The 24,259-nt window shown below is 61.6% G+C and carries 24 protein-coding genes; 16 read left to right on the forward strand and 8 right to left on the reverse strand.

Annotated elements, in window-relative coordinates; genetic code table 11:
* The 8 genes from KOL99_RS10330 to KOL99_RS10365 all read left to right on the forward strand — a co-directional run bounded on the left by KOL99_RS10330 (window position 1) and on the right by KOL99_RS10365 (window position 6,287).
* Window positions 1-1,173, forward strand: a complete 1,173-nt coding sequence (locus KOL99_RS10330) for a tetratricopeptide repeat protein (RefSeq protein ID WP_216510400.1) — start codon at window positions 1-3, stop codon at window positions 1,171-1,173.
* Window positions 1,163-1,522 (forward strand): roadblock/LC7 domain-containing protein, encoded by a 360-nt coding sequence (locus KOL99_RS10335; RefSeq protein ID WP_216510401.1) that lies wholly within the window; start codon window positions 1,163-1,165, stop codon window positions 1,520-1,522. Before KOL99_RS10330 ends, KOL99_RS10335 begins: the two co-directional genes overlap by 11 nt.
* Window positions 1,519-1,962 (forward strand): type II 3-dehydroquinate dehydratase, encoded by a 444-nt coding sequence (aroQ, locus tag KOL99_RS10340; protein WP_216510402.1) that lies wholly within the window; start codon window positions 1,519-1,521, stop codon window positions 1,960-1,962. The genes KOL99_RS10335 and aroQ overlap by 4 nt, the downstream gene beginning before the upstream one ends.
* Window positions 1,963-1,983: 21 nt before the next feature.
* Entirely contained in the window at window positions 1,984-3,051 is a 1,068-nt protein-coding gene (locus KOL99_RS10345; RefSeq protein ID WP_216510403.1) for a M24 family metallopeptidase, read from the forward strand.
* Window positions 3,052-3,127: 76 nt separating this feature from the next.
* Complete coding sequence (accB, locus tag KOL99_RS10350; RefSeq protein ID WP_216510404.1) at window positions 3,128-3,601, forward strand: acetyl-CoA carboxylase biotin carboxyl carrier protein; 474 nt, start codon at window positions 3,128-3,130, stop codon at window positions 3,599-3,601.
* A 46-nt stretch (window positions 3,602-3,647) separates the two neighbouring features.
* Window positions 3,648-4,988 (forward strand): acetyl-CoA carboxylase biotin carboxylase subunit, encoded by a 1,341-nt coding sequence (accC, locus tag KOL99_RS10355; RefSeq protein WP_216510405.1) that lies wholly within the window; start codon window positions 3,648-3,650, stop codon window positions 4,986-4,988.
* A gap of 3 nt (window positions 4,989-4,991) precedes the next feature.
* Window positions 4,992-5,381, forward strand: coding sequence for a glycine cleavage system protein GcvH (gene gcvH / locus KOL99_RS10360; RefSeq protein WP_216510406.1), 390 nt, complete (start codon window positions 4,992-4,994; stop codon window positions 5,379-5,381).
* An 84-nt stretch (window positions 5,382-5,465) separates the two neighbouring features.
* On the forward strand, window positions 5,466-6,287 hold the full coding sequence (locus KOL99_RS10365) for a menaquinone biosynthetic enzyme MqnA/MqnD family protein (protein ID WP_216510407.1): 822 nt from the start codon (window positions 5,466-5,468) through the stop codon (window positions 6,285-6,287).
* A gap of 666 nt (window positions 6,288-6,953) precedes the next feature.
* Here the strand turns inward: KOL99_RS10365 and KOL99_RS10370 are convergent.
* Both KOL99_RS10370 and KOL99_RS10375 read right to left on the reverse strand, forming a co-directional pair.
* Window positions 6,954-7,412: an NUDIX domain-containing protein gene (locus KOL99_RS10370; protein ID WP_216510408.1), complete on the reverse strand. Its 459-nt coding sequence runs from the start codon at window positions 7,410-7,412 to the stop codon at window positions 6,954-6,956.
* A gap of 87 nt (window positions 7,413-7,499) precedes the next feature.
* Complete coding sequence (locus tag KOL99_RS10375; RefSeq protein ID WP_216497773.1) at window positions 7,500-7,793, reverse strand: PxxKW family cysteine-rich protein; 294 nt, start codon at window positions 7,791-7,793, stop codon at window positions 7,500-7,502.
* Between the two features lie 236 nt (window positions 7,794-8,029).
* On the opposite strand from KOL99_RS10375, the gene KOL99_RS10380 reads away from it, so the two are divergent.
* The 3 genes from KOL99_RS10380 to nifS all read left to right on the forward strand — a co-directional run bounded on the left by KOL99_RS10380 (window position 8,030) and on the right by nifS (window position 11,951).
* Window positions 8,030-9,454, forward strand: coding sequence for a phosphoglucomutase/phosphomannomutase family protein (locus KOL99_RS10380; RefSeq protein WP_216510409.1), 1,425 nt, complete (start codon window positions 8,030-8,032; stop codon window positions 9,452-9,454).
* Between the two features lie 470 nt (window positions 9,455-9,924).
* Window positions 9,925-10,785 carry a Fe-S cluster assembly protein NifU gene (gene nifU / locus KOL99_RS10385; RefSeq protein WP_216510410.1) on the forward strand — a complete coding sequence of 287 codons (861 nt, stop codon included), beginning with the start codon at window positions 9,925-9,927 and terminating at the stop codon, window positions 10,783-10,785.
* Window positions 10,782-11,951 carry a cysteine desulfurase NifS gene (gene nifS / locus KOL99_RS10390; RefSeq protein WP_216510411.1) on the forward strand — a complete coding sequence of 390 codons (1,170 nt, stop codon included), beginning with the start codon at window positions 10,782-10,784 and terminating at the stop codon, window positions 11,949-11,951. Before nifU ends, nifS begins: the two co-directional genes overlap by 4 nt.
* Before the next feature lie 84 nt (window positions 11,952-12,035).
* Here the strand turns inward: nifS and KOL99_RS10395 are convergent, their stop codons facing one another.
* Together KOL99_RS10395 and KOL99_RS10400 are read right to left on the reverse strand one after the other, a co-directional pair.
* Window positions 12,036-12,293: a type II toxin-antitoxin system RelE family toxin gene (locus KOL99_RS10395; protein ID WP_216510412.1), complete on the reverse strand. Its 258-nt coding sequence runs from the start codon at window positions 12,291-12,293 to the stop codon at window positions 12,036-12,038.
* A complete protein-coding gene (locus KOL99_RS10400) occupies window positions 12,280-12,513 on the reverse strand; it encodes a ribbon-helix-helix protein, CopG family (protein ID WP_216510413.1) in 234 nt (77 codons plus the stop codon). The genes KOL99_RS10395 and KOL99_RS10400 overlap by 14 nt, the downstream gene beginning before the upstream one ends.
* Window positions 12,514-12,608: 95 nt before the next feature.
* Here KOL99_RS10400 and modF point away from each other — a divergent pair, with 95 nt between their 5' ends.
* Window positions 12,609-14,069: a molybdate ABC transporter ATP-binding protein ModF gene (gene modF / locus KOL99_RS10405; RefSeq protein ID WP_216510414.1), complete on the forward strand. Its 1,461-nt coding sequence runs from the start codon at window positions 12,609-12,611 to the stop codon at window positions 14,067-14,069.
* 8 nt (window positions 14,070-14,077) lie between these two features.
* Here the strand turns inward: modF and KOL99_RS10410 are convergent, their stop codons facing one another.
* A complete protein-coding gene (locus KOL99_RS10410) occupies window positions 14,078-18,562 on the reverse strand; it encodes a DEAD/DEAH box helicase (protein WP_216510415.1) in 4,485 nt (1,494 codons plus the stop codon).
* A gap of 144 nt (window positions 18,563-18,706) precedes the next feature.
* Entirely contained in the window at window positions 18,707-19,660 is a 954-nt protein-coding gene (locus tag KOL99_RS10415) for a hypothetical protein (protein ID WP_216510416.1), read from the reverse strand.
* 341 nt (window positions 19,661-20,001) lie between these two features.
* Here KOL99_RS10415 and KOL99_RS10420 point away from each other — a divergent pair, with 341 nt between their 5' ends.
* Both KOL99_RS10420 and KOL99_RS10425 read left to right on the forward strand, forming a co-directional pair.
* The gene (locus KOL99_RS10420) at window positions 20,002-20,217 is read left to right on the forward strand and encodes an outer membrane protein assembly factor BamD (RefSeq protein ID WP_216510417.1); all 216 of its coding nucleotides are present in this window, start codon (window positions 20,002-20,004) and stop codon (window positions 20,215-20,217) included.
* 10 nt (window positions 20,218-20,227) lie between these two features.
* Window positions 20,228-20,986: a 3',5'-cyclic-nucleotide phosphodiesterase gene (locus KOL99_RS10425; RefSeq protein ID WP_216510418.1), complete on the forward strand. Its 759-nt coding sequence runs from the start codon at window positions 20,228-20,230 to the stop codon at window positions 20,984-20,986.
* 13 nt (window positions 20,987-20,999) lie between these two features.
* Here KOL99_RS10425 and KOL99_RS10430 read toward each other — a convergent pair whose 3' ends face one another.
* Both KOL99_RS10430 and KOL99_RS10435 read right to left on the reverse strand, forming a co-directional pair.
* Window positions 21,000-22,175, reverse strand: coding sequence for a hypothetical protein (locus tag KOL99_RS10430; RefSeq protein ID WP_216510419.1), 1,176 nt, complete (start codon window positions 22,173-22,175; stop codon window positions 21,000-21,002).
* A gap of 127 nt (window positions 22,176-22,302) precedes the next feature.
* Window positions 22,303-22,713 (reverse strand): c-type cytochrome, encoded by a 411-nt coding sequence (locus tag KOL99_RS10435; RefSeq protein ID WP_216510420.1) that lies wholly within the window; start codon window positions 22,711-22,713, stop codon window positions 22,303-22,305.
* A 172-nt stretch (window positions 22,714-22,885) separates the two neighbouring features.
* Here KOL99_RS10435 and KOL99_RS10440 point away from each other — a divergent pair, with 172 nt between their 5' ends.
* Entirely contained in the window at window positions 22,886-23,209 is a 324-nt protein-coding gene (locus KOL99_RS10440; RefSeq protein WP_216510421.1) for a hypothetical protein, read from the forward strand.
* 35 nt (window positions 23,210-23,244) lie between these two features.
* The gene (locus KOL99_RS10445) at window positions 23,245-24,156 is read left to right on the forward strand and encodes a DUF4123 domain-containing protein (protein ID WP_216510422.1); all 912 of its coding nucleotides are present in this window, start codon (window positions 23,245-23,247) and stop codon (window positions 24,154-24,156) included.
* Window positions 24,157-24,259 lie beyond the last annotated feature (103 nt).

The following is a 24,259-nucleotide window of genomic DNA, read 5'->3' on the forward strand; positions in this document are numbered from 1 at the left end:
ATGGTAGAGGACGCGTTATCGTTTTGGACTGAGATTCAGCGCTACGAAGACATGCTGGCGGCGGACGGGAAATCCCTCTGCTTCGCACCGCTCTCCGACCTGTACCGGAAGCTCGGCCTCTTGGACGACGCCGTCTCCGTGGCCCAGAAGGGATGCGCGGCGCACCCGGAGTACGCCCTCGGATTCGTCGCCCTGGGCAACGCCTGTTACGCGAAGGGGATGACGCAGGAGGCACGGCTCGCCTTGGAGAAGGCGATCGCCCTCAAGCCCGACCACCTCCAGGCAATGAAATTGCTGAGCCAGCTCTACGTCGAGGTGGGTGAACTGTCGCGCGCGCGCGAGGTGCTGGGGCAGTTGCTGGAGAGCGATCCCGAGGACCTGGAGAGCACCATGCTGCTCAATTCCATTGCCTCGGCTCCGGCTCCCATCCCCGCGGCGGCGCCCGAGGAGGAAGTGCTCGAAGAGCTTGAGATCATCGAGGAGCTGGAAGTACTCGACGAGGAGCCGGATGATGAGCCGGTAGCCGCGACCGCTCCCCCCCGGGCCGTCCCGGCCCCGACCGCCGCGCCCTCCGCGGCAGCGACAGATGACGCCATGGAGGACATCTGGGCCATCGAAGACCTGGAAGAGCTCTCCGACGTGCCCGCCCCCGCCGCGTCCCAACCGCGTGCTGCCGTTCCGGATCCCCTCACCACGGCGACGTTGGCGGAACTCTACGTCTCCCAGGGCTTCCTGGACAAGGCTATCGGGATCTACCGCGAGCTGATCGCGGCGCACCCTGAAAACCAGCAGTACTGGCTCCGGTGCGAGGAGCTCCTGGAACAAAAACAGTCGCAGCAGGTGGCACCGGCGCACGCGGCGTCCGCCGAGACTGCGGCTGTCACGGCGGCTCCCGCGCCCCCCGCCGCTGTGGTCACACCCGCGGCACCGGCAGCACCGGCCGCGCCTGCAGCTTTCGATGTCATTGACGAGCCGGTGGCCATGGAGGTGCCCATCACCGTGGAGCGGACCGCCGCTCCCATCACTGCCGGCGGGATGGAATCGCCCGCGCAGTTGGAATCGGCGCCGCTCGAGCGGCCCCACGAGTTGGGGGAGCCGGATGAGGGCGCAGACCTGGAGAGCTCGCTGCAACGCTGGCTGGAAAACATAAGGAGAAGAAAAGATGGGGTTTAAGGGAATTCTCAAGGGGATCGTCGAGGAGAGTGGCGGCCTGGGTGGCGTCATCATGGGGTACGACGGCATCGCCATCGACGAGTACCTGCGCGAGGCCGCAGGTCTCGACGTGCAGACCATGACCATCGAGTACGCTTCCGTCCTGAAGGAGATCAAACGGACCGTGGGCGTGCTCAAGACCGGTGAGCTGGAGGAAGTTTCCATCATCACGGAGAAGTGCTGCATCATCGTGCGCGGCATCAGCGACGACTTCTTCGCCGCACTGGTGCTCCCCTCCGACGGCAACTTCGGCAAGGCCCGCTTCCTCCTGAAACGCGCGGCCCCCGGTTTCCGGGAGTCGCTGCAATGAGCGCCGCCAGGATCCTGGTCCTGCACGGGCCGAACCTTAACCTTTTGGGGATCCGGGAACCGGGGGTCTACGGCACCACCACCCTGGAGGGGATCAACCAGGCGCTCACTGAGCTTGCCTGCGAGCTGTCGCTGGAGCTCGACATCGTGCAGAGCAACAGCGAAGGTGCCCTCGTGGACGCCATCCAGGGGGCCATGGGGAAATGCCAGGGCATCCTGATCAACCCCGCAGCCTACACCCACACCAGCGTCGCCATCCGTGACGCCATCGCCGCCACAGCGCTCCCCGCCGTCGAGGTCCACCTCTCCAACGTGCACGCCCGGGAGCCCTTCCGAAGCCACAGTTTCATAGCCCCGGTAGCGGTCGGTCAGATCTGCGGTTTCGGCCCTGACAGCTACCTTTTGGGGCTGCGCGCCCTCGCCAAACGGCTGGGAAAATAAGATTGTCTTACGGACGGAATTATGATAGGTAACAGAATCCTTGCGGCCCGAGAATGCCTGAAACGACTGGATGCCGATCTGTTGCTGGTCCTCAATTTGAGCAACATACGGTACCTGACCGGGTTCACCGGCAGCGAGGGGCTGCTGCTACTCTCTCCAGACGACGGGTGGTTTCTCACCGACTCCCGTTACACCTCACAGGCTGGCGCCGAGGTCACGGGCGCGAAGGTTATCGAGTTCTCGAACCGGATGGAGACACTGGTCGAACTGCTGCAACAAAGCGGCGCGACCAAGGTGGCCTTCGAAGCCGGCTCCACCACAGTCGCTTTCTACCAGGAGCTTTGCGGCAAGACGCCGAAGATCGAGTACCTGTCCGCCGACACCGAGATGGTGGGGTTGAGGACGGTGAAGGACGCCGGCGAACTGGAGATCCTCGAGCGGGTGGCGGCGATCGCCTCGGAAGCGCTCCTCGAGACCGTGGCGCGATTAAAGCCGGGGATGATCGAAAACGAAGTGGCCTGGATGCTGGAAGTCGCCATGCGGGAGCGGGGGGCGGAGGGGAAATCCTTCGACTTCATCGTCGCGTCAGGCGAGCGCGGCGCACTGCCGCACGGCCGGGCCTCCGATAAGAAGCTGGTGGCGGGAGAGCTGGTCACCATCGACTACGGCGCCATCTACCGCGGCTACTGCTCGGACGAGACGGTGACGGTCTGCCTGGGACAGCCCGACGCGAAACAGCGCGAGGTGTACGAGACGGTTTTGGCGGCCCAGCGGGCGGCCCTGGATGCGGTGCATCCGGGCCTCAGTTTCCGTGACCTGGACGCCAAGGCGCGCGACCACATCGGGGCAAAAGGGTACGGCGACTATTTCGGGCACGGCCTCGGACACGGAGTCGGCATCGACATCCACGAGCATCCCACGGCCTCGCCGCGCAGCAAACAGGTGATCCAGGAAGGGATGGTGTTCACCATCGAGCCCGGGATCTACATCCCCGGGTGGGGCGGGGTGCGCATCGAGGACACCGTGGTGGTCGAGCATAACTGCTGCCGGCCCATCACCAGGGTCCCCAAGGAATTGATGATCCTCTGAGAGTTTTAGGCGGGCCTGGCCGGCGTAGATCGGTGGGCCTTTAACCATGCAATAAAGTGAAGAAAAGGAGAATGATGTGGATATAAAAGACCTGAAGATGCTGATCAAGATGGTAACGGAGACCGACATCACCGAGTTCGAGCTGGAGAACGCTGATGACAAGGTAGTCATCAAGAGGGGCTGCAGCGCGCCCCAGTTCCAGATGCAGGCGCCCGTCGCCTACCAGTACGCTCCGGCCGCTCCCGCCGCTCCCGCAGCTCCGGCTGCCGCACCCGCCGCAGCCGCTCCGGCTGCTGCCGAGAAGGAGCAGGGCGACGTCATCACCTCCCCCATCGTCGGCACCTTCTACCGCGCTCCGGCTCCGGACGCCGCTCCCTTCGTGGAAGTAGGCCAGGTTGTCGAGAAAGGGCAGGTCCTCTGCATCGTCGAGGCGATGAAGCTCATGAACGAGATCGAGGCCGAGTTCAAGTGCAAGATCCTCAAGATCTGCAAGGAGAACGCGCAGCCGGTCGAGTACGGCGACACCCTGTTCGTGGTGGAGAAGCTTTAAGGCAGATTGAGATAACCTCAACCTCAACCTGTTTTTCGGAGACATCATGTTTCATAAAATTCTTATCGCCAACCGGGGGGAGATCGCCCTCCGGATCATCAGGACTTGCAAGGAAATGGGGATCAAGACGGTCGCCGTCTACTCCACCGCCGACGCCGAGTCGCTGCACGTGAAGCTCGCCGACGAGAGCGTCTGCATCGGTCCGGCCCCGAGCCTCTCCAGCTACCTGAACATCAACGCCATCATCTCCGCGGCCGAACTGACCGACGCGGAGGCGATCCACCCCGGCTACGGTTTCCTTTCGGAAAACCCGAGATTCGCCGAGATCTGCGAGAAGTGCGGCATCACCTTCATCGGCCCCACCGCCGAGAGCATGCGCATCATGGGCGACAAGATCTCCGCCCGCCAGGCGGTCATCAAGGTCGGCGTGCCCATCCTTCCGGGCACCAAGGAAGGGGTTCACGACGTCACCGAGGCGATCAAGGTCGCCAAGGAAATCGGCTTCCCGGTCATCATCAAGGCGACGGCAGGGGGCGGCGGGCGCGGCATGAAGATCGTGCACTCCCCGGCGGCCCTCCCCAACGCGTTCATGACCGCGAGAACCGAGGCGCAGAGCGGCTTCGGCAACCCGGAAGTCTACATCGAGCGTTACTGCGAGAATCCGCGCCACGTCGAGATCCAGGTCCTGGCCGACAAGCACGGCAACGTCATCCACCTGGGCGAGCGCGACTGCTCCATCCAGCGCCGTCACCAGAAGGTGATCGAGGAGGCTCCCTCCACCGTCTCCACCCCCGAGCTCAGGAAGGCGATGGGCGACGCCGCGGTTGCCGCGGCCAAGGCCGTCAACTACAACAGCGTGGGGACCATGGAGTTTCTGGTCGACAAGAACAACAACTTCTACTTCATGGAGATGAACACCCGCGTGCAGGTGGAGCACCCGGTGACCGAGATGATCACCGGCGTCGACATCGTCAAGGAGCAGATCCGCTCCGCCTACGGCGAGAAGCTCCGCTACACCCAGGACGACATCAAGATCAAGGGGCACGCCATCGAGTGCCGCATCAACGCCGAAGACTCGGTGAAGTTCACCCCGTGCCCCGGCAAGATCACCGATCACCACACCCCGGGAGGGCTCGGCGTCCGCGTCGACTCGTTCGTGTACACCAACTACACCGTCGTCCCGCACTATGATTCCCTGATCGCCAAGCTCATCGTGCACGCGGACACCAGGGAAGAGGCCATCAAGCGCATGGCACGCGCGCTTGACGAGTACATCGTTGACGGCATCAAGACCACCATCCCGTTCCACAAGCGGATCATGGCCAACAAGGACTTCATAGAAGGGAACATAGACACCGGCTTCATCGAAAGGCTGGTATTGGAGTAAGCTATGGACTTTCCAGAAGAGCTTAAGTACAGCAAAGAGCACCTGTGGGTCCGCGTCGAGGGCGATCGTGCCGTCATCGGCGTCACCGATTACGCGCAGGTCGAGTTGGGCAACGTAACCTCGGTCGAGCTTCCCGAGCCGGGAGACGAACTGGAGCAGGACGATTCCTTCGGCTCCATCGAGGCGAGAAAGACCGTGGCGGACCTCTACGCGCCGTTGTCCGGCACCGTGCTCGAGGTGAATTCGGAGCTTGGCACCGCACCCGAGTTCGTCAACGACGATCCCTACGACGCAGGCTGGCTGGTCGTCATCGAGATGGCCGACGCCGAGGAGCTGAACCTCCTCATGTCCGCGGAGCTGTACGAGGACACCGTTTCCGTTTCCGAAGAATAACAACTGGTTGTTCGAGATATACCTGAAAAGGCGAGAGTTCCTCTCGCCTTTTCCTTTTGCCTCAGTCTCATCCCGGAGTTTGCCGTGACCATCAACATAGGACACATCAAGTACGCTAACTGCACCCCCATCTTCACCGCTCTCGCTTCCCATTTCGACTGCACCGGCTACCGCTTCGTGGACGGTGTCCCGGCGCGCCTGAACGCCATGCTGCGCGCCGGCGAGATCGACCTTAGTCCTTCCTCCTCCATCGAGTACGCCATGGCGCACGAGCAGTATTGCCTGCTTCCGGAGCTCTCCATCAGCGCCATCGGTCCCGTTAAGAGCGTGTTCCTCTTCTCCCGGGTCCCGGTCGAGGATTTGGACGGCGCCTCCATCGGCCTCACCGCCGAGTCCGACACCTCGGTTAACCTCTTGAAGGTGCTGCTGGCCAGGAAATTCGGCTTCGCCAACAGCTTCGAGCGGACCACGCTGCCGCTCTCCGAGGCGCTGGAGCAGTACCCCGGCCTGCTGCTGATTGGCGATGCCGCCCTAAAGGGCGCCGCCTCCGGTTCCGGATACTTCTGTTACGACCTGGGGCAGCTCTGGCACGAGTTCACCGGACTCCCCTTCGTCTTCGCCCTCTGGATCGTGAGACGCGAGGCTGCGCTGGAAAAGCGCGCCGAACTGGCGGCGCTGGCCCATGACCTGGTGGCGGCGAAGAAACTCGCTTATGCAAGTTATGACCAAATCGCGGCACAGTGCGAGGAGCGCGCCTGGCTCAGCGAGGAGGCGCTGGTGGATTACTGGCAGACTATCTCGTACGAGTTGACCGAAGCGCATCTCGAAGGGGCGCGGCTGTTCTTCAGGTACGCCTTCGAAATGGGACTCATCCCGAGCTTGCCGAAACTGCGGTTTTTCGAATAGGAAGGGGGAATCGGACCGAGGGTGGGGCGCGCTATCGCTTTTTTTTTCGGGCGTGAACGTCTCTTTTCGGCGTTCGAAAAAACCTTTTTGAAATTCAAACTCCGGTCCGAGAAGTTCTCGCCAACTTTTTGGGCGAGAACTTTTCTTTCCGGCGTTTGAAAAAATCTTTTTGGAATTCAAACTCCGGTCCGTGAAGTTCTCGCCAACTTTTTGGGCGAGAACTTTTCTTTCCGACGTTTGAAAAAATCTTTTTGAAATTCAAACTCCGGTCCGTGAAGTTCTCGCCAACTTTTTGAGCGAGAACTTTTCTTTCCGGCGTTTGAAAAAATCTTTTTGGAATTCAAACTCCGGTCCGTGAAGTTCTCGCCAACTTTTTGGGCGAGAACTTTTCTTTCCGACGTTTGAAAAAATCTTTTTGGAATTCAAACTCCGGTCCGAGAAGTTCTCGCCAACTTTTTGGGCGAGAACTTTTCTTTCCGACGTTTGAAAAAATCTTTTTGAAATTCAAACTCCGGTCCGAGAAGTTCTCGCCAACTTTTTGGACGAGAACTTTTCTTTCCGACGTTTGAAAAAATCTTTTTGGAAGTTGAGCGCAACTTTCCGCGATTCAGATATCGCTTCTGGAAGTTGAAGGGCTTCTTCGTTGAATTCCGCCGTCGGCTGCTTTTAAATTGCTCCCGCTTCTTTTTTCCTGCGATAGTCGGACAGTATCCTGGCGTGGTCGAAGCAGAGCGGCTGGGGGAGGGCATCAATGGGGAAAATGGCGAACGCCGCCGCGTCGTCGCCCGCCTTGGGCGTGCCGGTAGCCTTGGCGACGTAGACGGTCGAGATGTTGTGGCTGCGCTTGTCGCGGGCGGGGTCGGAATAGCATCCCAACAGCCTTAAATCCTTCTCTGCCAACTCGACGGAGATCTCTTCCTGTATCTCCCGCACCGCCGCATGCTCCAGCGTTTCACCATAATCGACGAAGCCGCCGGGGATGGCCCAACCAAAGGGCTCGTTCTTGCGCTCGATGAGCACGATCCCGTCCGGGAGTTCGACGATCACGTCCACGGTCGGCAGAGGATTCTTGTACTGTTTCACCTTGGCCCCGCAGGCGGGGCAGGCCAGGAAGTCGAAAGGCATCGCGCACCTCCAGAACTGAAGTTGTGGGTAAAAAAAAGGGAGGACCTGAGTCCTCCCTTCTTAGGGTACAGCAAATTACTGTGGGTACTACTTCTTCTTCTTGGCGCCTGCGGCTTTCTTGGAAGCCTTGAGCGGGTTGATCTTGGCGTCGTCGGTCTTGATCTCGACCTTGACGTGGGAAGCGAAGTTGCAGATACCGCCGACCCACTTCTTCTCGGGAGCCGGGTATGCGCTGCAAACCTTCCCGATGGAGCCGTCTACGATCCTGTCACAACCCTCGCAGTTCTCCACGATCGGCTGGCAGGAACCTTCGGTGAATACACAACCCTGTTTACCCCAGAAAGTGCACTCTGCACCAGGAAGTACGGTTTGACATTGCATGTTTAAGCCTCCTCAATTGCTTCGTAATCGGTTGATAGAGAACACTCTACCAATTTCGAAAGAAAAATGTCAACCCACTTTTTTCGCGAAAACTTGACTCTACAGGATGTCTGGATTAATCTCTAGTAATTATTTTATCGGGCCGCCTGGTACTCCTGTTTTCGATAGGTTATCGATGTCAAGCGGGGGATCTGCCAGATTGAAGCGACCTTACTATCGATTATCCTGGAGGGTTTATGCAGCGGATCACTTTTGGCACTTCCGGCTGGCGCGGTATCTTGTGTGAAGATTTCATCTTTGAGAATGTCAAGGTCGTCACCCAGGCCATCGCCGACCACGTTAAGAGTAACGGTGAGGGGGGCAAGGGGATCATTGTCGGGTACGACTCCCGCTTCATGGGCGAGGCCTTTGCCCGGGAGGCAGCCCGCGTCCTTACCGGCTCAGGCATCACCACCTTCCTCTGTGTCCGCGATACCCCCACACCGGTCATCTCCTTCGAGATCCTCCGGCGCAAGACCGCCGGCGCCATCAATTTCACCGCCAGCCATAACCCTCCCGAGTACAACGGCATCAAGTTCTCTCCCTCCTGGGGGGGACCCGCCCTGCCGGAGACCACCAATGACATCGAACGCCGCGCCAACGAGATGCTGGGGGAAATCTGCTACAACGAGTGCTCCATTGACGAAGCCATGAAGAAGGGGCTCCTGGTGGAGATCGACCCGATGCAGGATTACCTGGACGACCTGGCCAAGAAGGTGGATTTCGCCGCCATAGCAAAGCTCGGCACTATCGCGGTCAACCCGCTCTACGGAACGGCGCGCGGGTACCTCGCTGAGCCGCTCAGGGCGCACGGGGTGAAGGTGGTGCAGATGAACGCCAACCGCGACCCGTATTTCGGCGGATTTCCGCCCGAGCCGAGCGAGAAGTACATCCAGGATTTCATCAAGCTGGTGCAGCAGGATCCCGAGATTGCCCTCGGCATCGCCACCGATGGCGACGCGGACCGCTTCGGCATCGTGGACGGCGACGGCACCTTCATCGAGCCCAATTACATCATCGCGCTGCTGCTCGATTACCTGGTCCGGGTCAAGGGGATGAAGGGGGGCGTCGGACGCTCGGTCGCCACCTCGCACCTGGTGGACGCGGTTGCCAAGATGCACGACATCAAGGTTTACGAGACGCCGGTCGGCTTCAAGTTCGTCGGTGAACTGATCGCCCAGGACAAGATCATCATCGGCGGCGAAGAGAGCGCCGGTCTCACCATCAAGGGGCACGTCCCGGAGAAGGACGGCATCCTCGCCTGCCTGCTGGTCGCCGAGATGGTGGCCCGCGAAGGTATGCCGGTCAAGGCGCTCTTGGAGCGTCTTTACAGCAAGGTCGGCCGCTACCTCACCAAGAGGGTCAACTTGACCCTTTCGCCGGAGCTGGAAGAGGTGTTCCCGGATCGGATCGCCGCGACCCCGGCGAGCTTCGCCGGAGAGCCGGTCAAGGAGAAGATCACCGTCGACGGCAACAAGTTCATCCTCGAGGACGGCAGTTGGCTGTTGTTCCGCAAGTCGGGGACCGAGCCGGTGGTGCGTCTGTACTGCGAGGCTTCCAGCGAGGAGCGCTTGCAGGCGCTGGTGGATGCCGGCCGGGAGTTTATTGTCGGCAAGGGGTAAAAAGGCAAATCCCCAGTCAATACACCCTTCGCAAAGAGGGGACTCTAGTTCACGGGCAACGCTATCGGGCGACGTTCTCCTTGTTTGCAGTAGTTGCTGAGGAACCTCTTCTCCACCGGGACGCAGTTCCGCGCAGGGCTCCACTGGCCTTGCGGTGACTGCGTCCCATTTTATTACAGATGCTCTTTTGTGTGGCACCCGGCGGTCGCACTGCCCGCACCGGGGAGAAGCTCCTGCAATAGCCGCTCATCGGCGTGTCAGAACTTTCGCCGCTAATTCCCGCAGTTATCGCTTCGTGATTGCCTGCTCGCCGAAGGGGCCGCAAGACGGAGCGAGAATTGCAATTACTGCCGGAAACGTTAGGTAAATCCCGGTACCCTACCGCGCCGCTGTGTATTGTGGTCGTTTAGGGGTTGTTCTTTGCGCTAGCTTTGCGCTATGATAACCGGACTAATTAGAAGGGAGGGTCTATGTGGGACTACACCGATAAAGTAAAAGAACATTTCCTCAACCCTAGGAACGTGGGCGAGATAACGGATGCTGATGCGGTCGGCGAGGTTGGCAGCCTTGCCTGCGGCGATGCCCTTAAGCTGTTTATAAAGCTGGACGAGAACAAAGAGCGCATCGTCGACGCCAAATTCCAGACCTTTGGCTGCGGCAGCGCCATCGCGTCGTCTTCGGCTTTGACCGAGATGGTGAAGGGCAAGACCCTGGACGAGGCGCTCGAAATCACCAACCAGCAGATCGCCGATTTCCTGGGCGGGCTTCCGGAAGAAAAGATGCACTGCTCGGTCATGGGGCAGGAGGCGCTGGAAGTCGCCATCGCCAAGTACCGCGGCGTCGACGCGCCGGCGCACGGCCACGGCCATGACCACGTCGAGACCGAGGGCGAACTGGTCTGCAAATGCTTCGGCCTGACCGACGTCTTCCTCAAGAAGGTGATCGCCTCCAACAAGCTGACCACCGCCGAGCAGGTCACCCACTTCACCAAGGCGGGCGGCGCCTGCGGCGGCTGCATCCCGAAGATCAAGGAGCTGATCGCCGAGGTGCTGGGCGAAGAGAAGAAGGTGGCTGCCGAGAAACCGGCGAAACTCACCAACCTCAGGAAGATGCAGTTGATCCAGGAGACCCTGGAGAACGAGGTCCGTCCGCAGCTGTGGGCTGACGGCGGCGACCTCGAACTGATCGACATCGACGGCTCCAACGTCCAGGTCGCCTTCAGGAAAGCATGCGCCGGTTGCGCCTCCTCCGGCTACACCGCCAAGTTCGTCGAGCAGAAGCTGCGCGAGCTGGTTTCCCCCGACATCACGGTACAGGAGGTTCAGGGATGAGAGAGATCTATCTTGACAACAACGCCACCACGAAGGTGGACGAGCGGGTTTTCGAGGAGATGCGTCCCTACTTCTGCGAGCTGTACGGCAACCCGAGTTCCATGCACTTCTTCGGCGGCCAGGTGCAAAAGAAGGTGGATGAGGCCCGTGCCCGGGTCGCCTCGCTTCTGGGCGCGCTGCCGGACGAAATCGTCTTCACCGCCTGCGGCACCGAGAGCGACAACGCCGCTATTCGTTCCGCGCTCGAGGTATTCCCGGAGAAGCGTCACATCATCACCAGCCGCGTCGAGCACCCGGCGGTCTTGACCCAGTGCCGCAACCTCTCCAAGCGCGGCTACCGCATCACCGAGTTGAACGTGGACGGTAACGGTCAACTCGACCTGAGCGAACTGGAGAGGATGGTCGACGAAGATACCGCTATCGTCTCGCTCATGTACGCCAACAACGAAACCGGCGTCATCTTCCCGATCGAGGAAGCGGCCAAGATCGTCAAGAAGAAGGGCGCCCTGTTCCACACCGATGCGGTGCAGGCGGTAGGGAAGATCCCGCTGAACATGGCGGAGTCCGCCATCGACATGCTCTCCCTGTCCGGGCACAAGCTGCATGCCCCCAAAGGGGTCGGCGTCCTTTTTGTGCGCCGGGGCACCCCGTTCCGCCCTATGCTGGTCGGCGGGCACCAGGAGCGCGGCCGCAGGGCGGGTACCGAGAACACCGCTTCCATCATCGCCATGGGCAAGGCCTGTCAGTTGGCTGAGCAGTACATGGCGGAGGAGGCCGGGCGCGTGCGCGAGATGCGCGACCGCCTGGAGCGTGAACTGACCGCGCTGATCCCGAACACCAGGATCAACGGCGGCGGCACTGAGCGCCTTCCCAACACCCTCTCCATCGCCATGGAGTTCGTGGAAGGGGAGGGGATCCTGCTGCTCCTCTCCGAGAAGGGGATCTGCGCCTCTTCCGGGAGCGCCTGCACCTCCGGGTCGCTGGAGCCGTCGCACGTGCTGCGCGCCATGGGCGTCCCGTTCACCTGCGCCCACGGTTCCATCCGCTTCTCGCTGTCCAGGTTCACCACCGATGACGACATCGATGCCGTGATCAGGGAACTGCCGCCCATCATCTCCCGTCTGCGCGCGATGTCGCCGTTCGGGCGCGAGTTCCTGAACAAGTAATAACGTCTGCCGCTGTAAGGCAGAGTGAGCAAAAGAAAAGGGGTGAGCATGTTCTGCTCACCCCTTGTTTTGTTGATTTCTGAGCTAACGGTACACGTCCCGTCGGTGCGCGACCTTGACAACCCACACTGTTAGCTCCAGATCGTGAATGGAGTAGAGGATCCTGTATTTCCCTTGGCGGATCCGATACCGATCCTGCCCCGTCAGTTTTTCGCTGCCTACAGGTCGGGGATTGGTGGCAAGGGAGCCGATGCGGTTCATGATCCTTTGCAAGTCGCCTTTGGGGACCGACTCCAGATCCTTTCGCACCGAATCCTTTACCAGGATGCTATAGACGGCCATCTGCCTTCAGCTCTTTTAAGAGGCTTTCGTAGGTGACCAGCGGCTCGTTAACTCGTTCATCAAACGCAGCCAAGTCTTCGGCATCCTCGGCAAGAGTGTTGCGAACAGCATCGTTGACGAGGTCGGATAGAGAACGAGAGGTTTCCAGCGCTTTGTGCTGCAGCGCCCTGTGCATGGCAGGGTCCAGGTAAATGGTTGTTCTTTTTGTTAATGCACACATATCTGTACCTCCGCACCGAGCATAGCGCCATGACGCTATGGCGTCAAGAGGGCCGTCTGGTGATACCCACTTACCGGGCATGAAAGGGCAAAACTTTGGTAGAGATCAGTTTAGAGAAGGTAAAAGCAAAGATAACGGAAGGAAAGCACCTCGAGGATATCTCGTTTGAGATAACCGCGGGGGAGCACTGGGCCGTGGTCGGGGCGAACGGGTCGGGGAAGTCGGCGTTGGGGAAACTGCTCTGCAACGGGTTGCCCGTGCACTCGGGGACCTGCCGCCTCCCGAGCCGGTCCGGCTTCGTCTCTTTCGAAAAGATCGACGAGATCCTGGAGCAGGAGCGCTACAACGACGACTCCGATTTCCTGGGATACGTGACCGAAGGAACCCGCGTCGACAAGTTCATCCTCTCCGGCACCGACGCCGACGAAACGAGACTGGCCGAACTGGCACAGGAACTGGGTTTCACCAAGATCCTGGAGCGCGGCATCAAGTTCCTCTCCACGGGCGAGATGCGCAAGACGCTCATCTGCAAGGCGCTCTTGCAGGAGCCGGAACTGCTGGTATTGGACGAACCGTTCGACGGGCTGGACCGGGAATCGTCCGAAGTGCTTCGGCAACTGATCAGCCGCTGCATCGAACGCGGCATCCAGGTGGTGCTCCTCCTGAACCGCTTCAGCGAAATCATGCCGGAAACGACCCACATCGCCTACCTGCAGGAGTGCCGCATCCTCAGGTCCGGCACCAGGGACGAGATGCTGGGCTCGGAGGCGCTACGCCGCTTCCATGCCTTCCACTACACCTTGCCGGATACCTTGCCCGAGGTCGACACGGCGCGTAGCGCTCCGCCGCTCGTTCCGGGCCAGCCGCTCATCGAGATGAAGGACGTGACGGTGCGCTACGGCGAAAAGTCCGTGCTGAACGGTGTCAACTGGACGGTGAAAGCCGGGGAACACTGGAAGATCAGCGGCCCCAACGGTTCGGGGAAGTCGACCCTGCTGAGCCTGATCAGCGGCGACAACCCGCAGGCCTACGCCAACGACATCAGCCTGTTCGGCCGCAAGAAGGGGAGCGGGGAGAGCGTCTGGGACATCAAGAAGCGCATCGGCCTCGTCTCCACCTCGCTGCAGCAGGAGTACCGGGTCGGCGGGACGGTGAAGGTCGTGGTCATTTCCGGGATGTACGACTCCATCGGCATGTACTCGCAGTACACCTTGCACCAGCAGGAGATCGCGCTGGAGTGGCTGAAGCTCTTGCACATGGATCACAGAAAAGAACATGCTTTCCGGGATCTGTCCTACGGGGAGCAGAGGCTCGTGCTGCTGGCCCGCGCCATGGTGAAGCAACCGGACCTTCTCATCTTGGACGAGCCCTGCCAGGGGTTGGACGATGTGAACCGTGAGATGGTGCTGAAACTGATCGATCACCTGGGGCGCACCGGCAACACGCAGATCCTCTACGTGAACCACCATGCCGAAGACCGGATCCCCTGTATCGACAACAGCATTGAGCTGGTGCCGGCGGAGGGTGGGGGCTTCACCGCCCTGATCACCTCGTAGCAGGGTCGCTACGGGTACTGCCGCCAATACTCCAACCCGGAGTAGGATTCCTGGAAGCCGAAACGCCTGAGCGGCTCGGCATACGGCGATTCCTTCGCCGGCTCCCCGTTGATCTGTTCCACGGTGATGCGCTTCAAGGGATTGAATTCGCGCCCTACCAGCGTTCTGAACAAGGCGAGATAGTTCTGCAACTCGGGATGGTCCGCCCCCGCCCTGAACTCCAGCTCTTTGCCGTAGCGTCTCGAGATGAGGACCAGGCGCGGGCCGTGGTAAACCAGGTGGGTGGACGGGATGCGGGACGGGAGCGCCTCGCGCAGTCCCTCGATGCCGCTGCCGCACAGGGAGGCGGGATCGGCGGCGTTGAGCCAGAAGACGGCATCCCGGGACAGGCCCCGCTCCAGCAGCTGGTACGCCTCCCGCGACACGAACTGAAGACCGTGGATGCCGTCGAAGAAGTTGCCGGAGATGAGCTCGCCGGACATCTCCATGATGCGCAGCGTCCTGAACAGGCGGCTCCACTGCAGGGATGGGAGTTCCCGTGCCAGAAGCTCCCTGAACAGGATGCCGTAGCGCTCCAGCAGTACCCGCACGCGATCCTTGTTTCTTTCCTCCTTTTCCAGCGCGTCACTTTCCGTTTGCCGTCCCGGTAGCAGGAACCAATTGCCAATGCCTTCCTGGGCGCGGTTCCAACGACTGCCTGGTGGCCGCCGCGGATGCCGGCCGTGCAACGGCTGGCGGTGCCCCGAATCCGCCTGCGGCAACTCGAAGCGGTTCAGGATTCCCTTGCGCACGGCGGCGAAGGAGTCGTTGCTCACCTCTCCCCTCCAGGCCTCCTGCCAAAGTTCCGTGGTCGCCGTCGCCGCCGTGACTCCCGCCATGGAGCAGATCGCGCCCAGGTTGTAGTGCCCCCGGTCATCCGTTATCAATGCGGGGCGCTCCGGTTCCGTTGCCGCGTCCCCGCTTTCATCCTGGTCCTGGAACAGGTCGAGGTCCTCGGGGAAGGCGAAGGTGAGCCGCTTGGGGCCGCAACCGAACCAGAACAGGTCGCTACTCTGCATCAGGCTGTCCAGCCAGGCGCCGAGGTAGGGAGCAAGTCGGGCGGGAAGGACGTCCTCCTCCCAGAGAGCCACCGGAAGCGGTGCGCCAAGCAGCTGTTCGAGCCGGTCCCGCAGGTCGTCGGGGGTGCTGCCCGGTTGCGCGATCCCCTGGAACTGCGCCAGGAACAGCGGGAGTTGGGCAAGGTCCAGCGCCTGGAACGCGGGCCTTCTCGATCTGCGCAGCATCCGCAGTAACGCCTCCAGATTCACCGCGTCGCAAACCTGCGGTTGCAAAACTCCCTCGGTGAACTGGTCGACGAGGACGGCACCGCTTTCTTCCAGGCTCTGCAGGGCGTCACGAAGCAGGCCCTCCTCAATTCCCAGGGCGCGCTGCAACACGGCCAGGTCCACCGGACCGTAGTAGGCAAGCCACCTCCCCAGCACTCTTGCCGTGGCAGGCTCCTCTTCCTCACCGCCGCTGTCCTCCCCCCTGCGCCACAACGTGTCGAGCGACTCCCGCAACAGTTGGGGCAGGCGCCGGTCCGCGACGAGCGGAGTAATCGTTATTTGCTCCCTGCTTCGGCCCAACCCCTCCGCGATTTCCGGGATCATCTCCAGCGCCGCGACCAGTGGGGTCTCCGCATTCGGGAGTTCCATGAGGACCAGTCGCTCCGCGACCTGCGCCGGCATCTCCTCTGCGCCGAGCCCGCCATCGCGGGCGACGGCCCGCAACAAGTCCGGCCACTCCCGGAGCGGGATCAGCAACCGTTCCTTGACCCAGTCGATAAGCTCGCGGGCGGAGTCGGGGGCGTATCCTGGTTCCAGCCGCTGACGTTTTCCCTGGAACTGGCGCACCAGTTCGACGGGGAGGTGGGGACGCAGGTGCGGGGAGAGCGCCAACTCCTTGAAGAAATCGCTGCCGAGCGAGGACTTCCGGCCCCCCCCCAGCGTGTCGTCCTCGTAGACGTACTTGTTGGTCTGCTGCCAGATGAGACCCTTGGCGAAGGGAGACGCCTCGTTGGTGTGCACGGCCGTGACCCTGATGCTGCCGTCCTGGATTTCCTCCAGGAGCCGCCTAAGGTTTGCCAGGTCGAAGTCGTCCTTCAGCGCGGAGCGCCACGTCTCCAGCAGGACCGGGAAGTCGCGGTAGCGCAGCACGGAGGCGAGGAGCTTTTTGGAGCGGAGGCGGTTCAGCCAAAGCGGCATCCGCCTCTTGAAGTTGCTCCGCGAAAGAAGCAGCGCGCGCCCGGCGTTTTCCCTGAACCGGGCGCCGAAATAGCCGGTCCCTTCCAGCGATTCCCTGAGCAGGGGCTCGATGTTGTCAGGGGTGACCAGTTCGAGGATCTCGTCCAGGTGCTCCATCTCGTGGGGGAGCAGCAGCGCGATGCCGTCGTTGTTGTAGAAGGCCTGCAGCGGGTAGCCGTAGCGCCGCTCCCAAGCCGCGACCAGCGCGAAGGTGAAGGGGCGGTTTACGGCGTTGCCCCAGAGGGTGTGCAGGATGATCTGCTCCGTCTCGGCCCCGCCGACCGGGTCGCGGAAATGCTCGATCAGCAGGTGGTGGCGGTGGGGGAGGGGAGCCCCCGTCGCTTCCCTTTGCAGCGTAAGATAACTCTCGAGCGCCTTGGCCGCTCCCTCGTCCATGAAGTGGCGCAGCATCAACTCTTCGACCAGGTCCTGCCGTCCCAGCCGCTGGTCACAGGATTCGAGGAACGAGGAGATCCTCTCGGAGTAGAAAAAATCCCGGTCAAGTTCCTCGGCACGCCAAAACGGGATGATCTGCTGGGATTTGTGGGCCGGGACCACCAGCACGGTGCTGTGACTGATCTCGGTGATCTGCCAGACCTGTGCCCCGAGCGCGAAGGTGTCGCCGAGCCTTCTCTCCCAGACGAATTCCTCGTCCAGTTCGCCGATCTTGGCGCCGCTCTCCCTGAGACGGAGCTCGTAGTAGCCCCGCTCCGGTATGGTCCCCCCCTCCAGGTAGACCAGCATGGAGAGGGCGGGGCGGGTGGCGATGGTCTCCTCCAGGCGATCCACCGTGACGCGCGGGCGCAACTCCGGCACGTGCGAATCGGCGTACTTCCCCTCCAGCATGCCGATCACCAGGTCGAACTGCTGCCGGGACAGGTTGCGGTACGGGTAGCTGCACCTCAGGAAATCGTAGAGCTCGTCCAGGTGCCACTGTTCGGGGAGCGCCATGGCGAGAATGATCTGGGCCAGCAGGTCGAGCGGGGCTTGCACCGGATGCAGTTCCTCGATCTCCCCTTCGGCGATGGCGCGCGCGATGACCGCGGCGCAGACGAAGTCCATGCCGTAGGTGGGAAAGAGCTTGCCGCTACTGACCTCGCCGACACCGTGCCCGGAGCGGCCGATGCGCTGGATCGCCGAGGAGATGGAGCGCGGCGTCTGGATCAGGACCACGCTGTCCAGCTTGCCGATATCGATGCCCAGCTCCAGCGAATTGGTGGCCACGATGGCCTTTAATTCGCCGCGTTTCAAGCGCTCCTCGACCGCCAGGCGGATCTCGCGGGAGAGCGAGCCGTGGTGGGAGTAGGCAAGTTCCTCCCCGGAGAGCTCGTTGATGAACCGGGTCACCTTCTCGGTGGTCCTCCTGCTGTTGGCGAAGAAAAGGGTGGAACGGTGCCTGGCGATGATGTCGGCGAAGCGTTCCACCAGGGCGGGCCAGAATTGTTCATCCGCCCCCGAGAGCACGGTGGCCGGGGCGCTTATTTCCAGCTCGAACCGCTTTTCCTGTTCGCCTCGGACCAGGGAAATCGGGCGCGGCTGGTAGCGCTGGCCGACCAGGCGCAGCCCGGCGACGAAGTCGGCGACCGTTTCCAGGGGGCGCACCGTGGCCGAGAGGGCGATGCGCTGGAACTCGCCGCTTAACAGGGTGAGCCTTTCCACCGCGGTGATCAGGTGGGTGCCGCGCTTGTCGCCGGCGACGGCGTGGATCTCGTCCAGGATCACGGTGGCTACGCCGGTGAGCGTGGCCCTGCTCCCCTTGGAGGTGACCATGATGTTGAGGCTTTCCGGGGTGGTGATCAGGATCTCGGGAGGGTGACGCAGCATTCTGCGCCGCTCGTCGCCGGGGGTGTCGCCGCTTCTGGCCTGGACGGTGATGGCGGGGAATTCCTCGCCGTGGGCGGCGAAAAACTCGCGCAGTTGGCCCAGCGGGGCGAGCAGGTTGCGGCGCACGTCGTTGTTGAGGGCTTTCAGCGGCGATACGTAGAGCACCCTGGTTTCGCCGCGGGACCAGGCGCCGGTGACCAACTGGTTGATGGCCCATAAGAAGGCGGCCAGGGTCTTGCCGCTGCCGGTCGGCGCGGTGACCAGCACGTGGCGCTGTCGGCTTATTTCATCCCAGGCGCGCAACTGGACATCGGTGGGGTCGCCCACTTTCTCAATGAACCACTGCTGGATCAGCGGGTGGAAATGTCTCAATACGGATGGCGGCATAGCTATGACTTTAGGCTAACATCGCCCGTTGTTCAAGGAGTGGTCTGTCTGTGGGGGGAAGGTGCGGGTGCTGAAAGCAAAGCCCCCTCCGCCGGCAGGGGGAAGGGGGCTTTATGAGGTGCGGTTGTAGAGAGGCGCCGGCTACTACTCGGTGCAGAGTTGCCACTGATCGCTGCCGCTGGCGATGGCGGTGACTGTGGTGCCGGTCGAGCTGAAAGTGAGCCTTGCTTTCGAGCAATGGGCGCCGGCTGCCTGGAACACCCCCGAGGTGGGCACGCCCGGGAATGAGCTTACCGTCAACGGGGTCGGTGTCGTCACCTCTACGTATCCGTAGCTCGGGTGATAGTAGACCCCGGTGATGGTGAGCGTGTCCCCGGAGAAGGTATAGGTCCAGTCCTTGATCCAGTAGTTGGGGCTGGAGTTGACGCTCAGCGTGCAGGACATCCTGAGGGTCTCGCTGGTGGCCGTGGCGCTGAACGCGAAGGAGCCGTACATGGTGGCGCTCCCCTTGGCGGTGGTGGCGGAGAGCGGGGCGAAATCCATGGTGATGGAGTCGTAGCTGCCGGTGGCCGCGTTGTAGATGCCGGTCATGGTGACACTCCCCGTGATGGTCGGGCCGTTGCTGAGGTTCTGGTACTTGTTGAAGGTCATGGTCCCGTTGAAGTTGCCGGTGCTCTCGTTGAGGTTCATGCTGACTGCCGCCGACCCGCCAGCCGTACCATAGACCGTGCTGCTGGCGGCAACACCGGGAAGCGGGGCGGCCTGCTGCACGCGCGCCAGGGCTTGCGGAATGCTCCCTCGGACCGTGGCGGCGATCTCGGGGAGGGTGGTCAGTTTGCCGCCGGGAGTGTCGTCATTTTGCACCATGACGCCGATCACGTTGGCGGACGCGCCGATACTGCCGGCCGCGTAGGCATCGGTGGTAAATGCTACGGCGTTGCTGGTGGTGATGTCGGCCCGGGCGATCGGGCCGGCGTACTTGGAGTGGTCTACCGGCTGATCGCTGCCACCCCCTCCGCCACCACAGGCTGGCAGCAAAGCCAACAGTAGCGTGATGCATACGGCCTTGGACATCCTCTTAAGCTCTATCATGTTCATAGCCACCTCCACTCACAGCTTGGTTGTGCCTCTGCCGACAGGCCGGCGGAGGCCGTTGCCACGGATGTGCCTCAAAATTATACAAATCTAATCTAAGCCGTAAAGGTGACCGACGTCACCGCCATCGCAGTTACCATGCGACGGGCTGCGGATGTCCACACCGTACATAGGCAAGGCGCGCGATCGTTCTCTCAAGTTCGCCGCATTCGAGCCGACAGGAATAGTGGAAGTGACATGAGCGGGAAAAGATATTTACATGGTCATGTCTTAATGGTAATGGTGCCCCCTGTTGGTGCTGTCTTTGATAAGCCGCCGCTGCGGCTCAACCGGAGGAGGCAAGTATGAAGAGAGTGGTACTGGGAACGCTGCTATTGGCGGCGCTTTGTGGCTGCGCCGGTGACAAGGGGAAGGAGCTCTTCGACACGGCTCAATTCGAAGAGAAGCAGAACAACCGGGAACACGCGAAAAAGCTGTACCAGGAAATCGTCGCCAAATACCCGGACAGCCCGGTGGCGAAACAGGCGCAGGAGAGACTGGCCGCGTTTGGGGGCAAGTAGAGGAGATGCCGTGAAGCTACGCGTATTAGGATGTTCCGGCGCCGAGTTCCCCGGGCACAGCCCTTCGGGTTTCCTGATCGACGGCTCCCTGCTTTTGGACGCCGGCACGGTGGGCGCCGCCCTGGACCAGGAGGAGCAGCGCGGCATCGAGCACATCCTGGTGACCCACTGCCACATGGACCACGTCCGCGGCATCCCGTTTCTGGCCGACAACATCGTGGTGTCGGGCTCATCGCATAAGGTCCAGGTGATCGCCAGCGCCGAAGTCATCGCCGCCATCGGCTCCCATGTCATGAACGGCCTGATCTGGCCCGACTTCTCCAGGATACCCACGCCGCAGGACCCGGTGCTGAGCTACCGGGAGGTACCTGTGGAAACGGAGTTCCAGGTGGGCGACTACTCGGTGCTCGCATGCCGGGTCAACCATCCGGTCCCGGCGCTGGGGTATCGCGTTACCCGGGGTGGGGTGTCGCTGCTGTACACCGGGGACACCGGCCCGACGGAGCGCATCTGGGAATTGGCCGGCGACCTCGCCGCGCTCGTGGTGGAGGTTTCCTTCCCGAGTGCGATGGAGGAAATCGCCCTGATGACCGGCCATCTCACCCCGGCCCTGCTGGCCAAAGAGCTGGTCAAGCTCTCGCGCCCCCCGCGCCGGGTTCTGATCACCCACCTAAAGCCGCAGTACCAGGAGGTGATCGCCGGCGAGCTTGCGTCGCTCGCTATCCCGGGCCTGGAAATCTTGCAGGATGGCGCCACCTACCAGTTGTGATCCGGCGGCTGAATCAAACGGCCCTGAGGAACTGCTCCGGCGCGAGGCTCGTGGCCAGCATGACCATGTTGATGTCGCCGTGAGACCTCCAGTGTTCCGTCCCCTTTCTCCTTTCCTCGATCCAGAACCTTTCGATCCTTCCCGACAGCTTGTGAAACCACAGCATCGCTTCGAGCCGGGGCTGCAACCACTCTGCCAGTTCGCCCCCGTGCACGTCGGGATATTCCTCGAACAGCCGGGAAAGCCGCGCGGCTCCCTTCAGCCCGATGGCGAGACCGAGCTCGCGAAACGCAAGCCTGTATTTTGCCGGCTGATCCACAAAACCGCCGCCCATGTCTTCCAGCGACAAAAGGGCGTCGTGCACCATGCGCTGGAAAAGGGGGAGATCCTGGAAGCCCTCGTCGATGATCAGTTGACCGGTCCGGCAGGCGTCGACCAGGATGCCGCCGATGCCGAGACTGTCGCTGGTGCTGAAGTCCCGGCCGCGGGACATCTGCGTCAGTTCCCCTATCTCCCGCTCCAGGCCGGGGAGGTTCTGGTCAGGGAAATGGCGCGCGGCACAGACCATCTCGCTGCAGGTGACCAGGCCGTCCAGCGGGTCGTGCTGGCCGACCGAGGGGACCAGTGAGCGCCGGAGGTCATTGCTCATCTTCCAGTAAAGTTCCAGTGCCCCATCCGGCCCGCTGAAGCGGAAGGCCCGGTGCGCCGTCTGCGCCAGCTCCATTCCCCAACGCAGATAGCAGGCGTCCCCGGTGACCCGGCTGGTGCGGGTCAGCGCCCGCATCCACTTGGTCAGGTAGTGGTAGTATTGCCCATCCCGTTCCCATTCCAGACGCTCGTCCATCGGCTCGTCCGGTGCGCGCTCTTCCATCTTCTTGCCGATACGCAGTCCGCCCCGGGTAGGGTGCCGTTTTCCCTCCTCCTCGCCGAGTCCGCTCAGCCATCCGCTTTTCGCGGAGTCCGGCCGGTGCCGCCCCAGGGTCTGATGTACCTGGTCCACCAGTCGTAGTGCCAGCTCCAGCCACTTCTCCTCTTGCTTTCGGTGGTAAAGCTCCAGGAAGTTGCACACCGCGAAGGCGTCGGTCCAGAGGTAACGGCGCTGCGGCTTGTCATCCCTGGACAGCCCTGTCTGCGCGGCGAAATCGAGCATGATCTCTGCGGCCAAGGTGAGGCTTTCCTCTCTGTCCATGTCGGCTCCTTGATCAATTGGCGCTGCCGGTGAGGTAGCGGTTGTGGGCTGTTGCGGGGGAGGTGAACTGTGTCACAAAGCGGGTAAGTGTCGGTGGGGGCGGGACCGCCCCCACCGGAGAGGTGGCCTACGGGAAGGTGGCCAGGATGTACTGGCCGATCTTCTTGGCGTCGTCGTTGGAGATCATCCCCTCGTCGAACTTGTTCATGCCCGGGCCGGGGTTACGCATGATCTTGACGATATCCTCGGGCTTGGTGATCTTGCTCCTATCGGCCATGGCCTTGGCGCTCAATGTCTTGGACGGGGTGATGGTGTTGCCGCCGTTGGGGTGGCAGACCGCGCAGTGCTGCTTGAAGAGCTGTTCACCGGTGAGACCGGTCGAGGACGGCGCCGGCGGCGCGGTCGAGGTTGCCGACTTGGCGGTCGACACAACACTTTGTGGAGGTTGAGCCTGTTCTTCACTCTTCTTCTTGCATCCTGCTACGCTACCGGTAATGAGTGCCAGTACCGCCACTGTTACCACTAAACGCCTCTGCATGGGGACACCTCCTGTTAGAGTTTGTTCATCCGGCGAGTATACCAGAGAAAAGCATCCGTGCCGTAATACCTGCTCTTTTCCTGGCGGCCTTTTAAAAGCGCTGTTTGACAGCAGGTTGGTGGGTGTTAATGTTAACCGTTCTCGCCATCGCCCGGTAACGGAGGAGCCGCCCATGAAGAAGATGCCGATCGCCGTCGTGTTGCTGCTTTTGTCCCAGGCTGCGCTGTCGTTGGGAGAAGGTGGTGAACTGGTACACCGCGGCAACGGCAAGTTCCTGCCCGACCAGCGGGATGTAGAGGTAAGCCCGATGCAGGAGAACGCGTGCGACTGCTGCCAGAAGTGCAAGGCGGCGAAGAAGGAGACAAAGCCGCAGTTGGAAGAGGACTCCAGTAAGCAGACCGGCTGCGAGGTGTGCTGCCAGAAATGCGGCAGGCCCGTGCAGCCCCTCCCCGAAGATATCCCCCCCGAGATCACCAACAAACCCAGTGCCAAATGATCGCAGCGGCTGACCTGAGCGCGTTGAGGAGGCAGTTGTTTTGTCTGGATGGCGCCACTTCTTTCGCCATCCTGGACGGGGCCTCCATTCCGAATCTCCCCGCTGCCTTGCTGGCGCATGGTTCCGAACATGCCTGCCTGTTACGTGGAGCACTGGACCCGGACATGGCACAAGTCGCTCCCTACCTCGTTGTACTCGGCCGGAGCGGGTCCGTCACAGACTGGCTGTTGCAGAGCGGTTGGGGGAAGAATTGGGGCATTCTCGGCATCTCCCCTCATGATCTGCACGCCTTGCATAGACACTTCAGAAGGTGTGTCGAGATCGAACATGCCGGCAAACCGTATTATTTCCGCTATTACGACCCAGCGGTGCTGCGCAACTATCTCCCGACCTGCACCTGCGCGGAACTCAGAAGTTTCTTCGGCCCCGTGCAGTGGTTCCTGCTCGAAGATGAGGAACCCGAAAATGCCCTGCTTTTCAATCTGAGGGAAGGGGCGTTGCAACAACGAGCGGTGCGTTGGCAGGATAATGCACCTGCGCTTTGGGCTGATATGGCGCAACCACATGGACCTGAGCCATCAGCCGCACTAGCGGAACGATTGACGTTGCGGACAGAGCAACTCGAACAACTGGGGCGGAGTATCTATGTGGAACGCATGCGGGGGTATCTCTACGCCACGTTCCCTGAAACAGCCAAGCAGTCACGCAAGGCGTTGGGAAAGTTAATCGAGGACCTGACGGAGCGTGCGGCCGGGTACAAACTGGTCCTTGAAACCCACGTAGCTCCCTTCATCGCTGCCGCCCTGATCCTGGGGTTGAACTTCGACGAGGACTACCCCGTCGCGCAAGAGGTGCTTCTGGATTACGAAATGGACTGTGAACGCAAAGCCCAGTGGCTCTGGGACTTCGTTGAGGTTACGGCAGCGAGGCGCGAAGAGAAGCGATAAGACCGCTTGGCGCGGTTCCGTAGGTGGGGGGAGCCATGGAAGGACATGGGAGTATGCAGCCAGGGTGGATTGACCGCATAGGCATTGCGGCGAGGAGCGGCGC

It is taken from the genome of Geomonas azotofigens, assembly GCF_018919395.1.
GTDB lineage: Bacteria > Desulfobacterota > Desulfuromonadia > Geobacterales > Geobacteraceae > Geomonas > Geomonas azotofigens.

Bases quoted from the DNA above. Each gene is read 5' to 3' on its own strand.
- KOL99_RS10375 (WP_216497773.1), bottom strand. From the start codon at position 7,793: ATGCAATGTCAAACCGTACTTCCTGGTGCAGAGTGCACTTTCTGGGGT.
- accC (WP_216510405.1), top strand. From the start codon at position 3,648: ATGTTTCATAAAATTCTTATCGCCAACCGGGGGGAGATCGCCCTCCGG.
- KOL99_RS10440 (WP_216510421.1), top strand. From the start codon at position 22,886: ATGAAGAAGATGCCGATCGCCGTCGTGTTGCTGCTTTTGTCCCAGGCT.
- KOL99_RS10335 (WP_216510401.1), top strand. From the start codon at position 1,163: ATGGGGTTTAAGGGAATTCTCAAGGGGATCGTCGAGGAGAGTGGCGGC.
- KOL99_RS10370 (WP_216510408.1), bottom strand. From the start codon at position 7,412: ATGCCTTTCGACTTCCTGGCCTGCCCCGCCTGCGGGGCCAAGGTGAAA.
- nifS (WP_216510411.1), top strand. From the start codon at position 10,782: ATGAGAGAGATCTATCTTGACAACAACGCCACCACGAAGGTGGACGAG.
- aroQ (WP_216510402.1), top strand. From the start codon at position 1,519: ATGAGCGCCGCCAGGATCCTGGTCCTGCACGGGCCGAACCTTAACCTT.
- KOL99_RS10410 (WP_216510415.1), bottom strand. From the start codon at position 18,562: ATGCCGCCATCCGTATTGAGACATTTCCACCCGCTGATCCAGCAGTGG.
- nifU (WP_216510410.1), top strand. From the start codon at position 9,925: ATGTGGGACTACACCGATAAAGTAAAAGAACATTTCCTCAACCCTAGG.
- KOL99_RS10330 (WP_216510400.1), top strand. From the start codon at position 1: ATGGTAGAGGACGCGTTATCGTTTTGGACTGAGATTCAGCGCTACGAA.
- KOL99_RS10420 (WP_216510417.1), top strand. From the start codon at position 20,002: ATGAAGAGAGTGGTACTGGGAACGCTGCTATTGGCGGCGCTTTGTGGC.
- gcvH (WP_216510406.1), top strand. From the start codon at position 4,992: ATGGACTTTCCAGAAGAGCTTAAGTACAGCAAAGAGCACCTGTGGGTC.
- KOL99_RS10415 (WP_216510416.1), bottom strand. From the start codon at position 19,660: ATGAACATGATAGAGCTTAAGAGGATGTCCAAGGCCGTATGCATCACG.
- KOL99_RS10435 (WP_216510420.1), bottom strand. From the start codon at position 22,713: ATGCAGAGGCGTTTAGTGGTAACAGTGGCGGTACTGGCACTCATTACC.
- KOL99_RS10395 (WP_216510412.1), bottom strand. From the start codon at position 12,293: ATGGCCGTCTATAGCATCCTGGTAAAGGATTCGGTGCGAAAGGATCTG.
- KOL99_RS10430 (WP_216510419.1), bottom strand. From the start codon at position 22,175: ATGGACAGAGAGGAAAGCCTCACCTTGGCCGCAGAGATCATGCTCGAT.
- KOL99_RS10380 (WP_216510409.1), top strand. From the start codon at position 8,030: ATGCAGCGGATCACTTTTGGCACTTCCGGCTGGCGCGGTATCTTGTGT.
- KOL99_RS10345 (WP_216510403.1), top strand. From the start codon at position 1,984: ATGATAGGTAACAGAATCCTTGCGGCCCGAGAATGCCTGAAACGACTG.
- KOL99_RS10400 (WP_216510413.1), bottom strand. From the start codon at position 12,513: ATGTGTGCATTAACAAAAAGAACAACCATTTACCTGGACCCTGCCATG.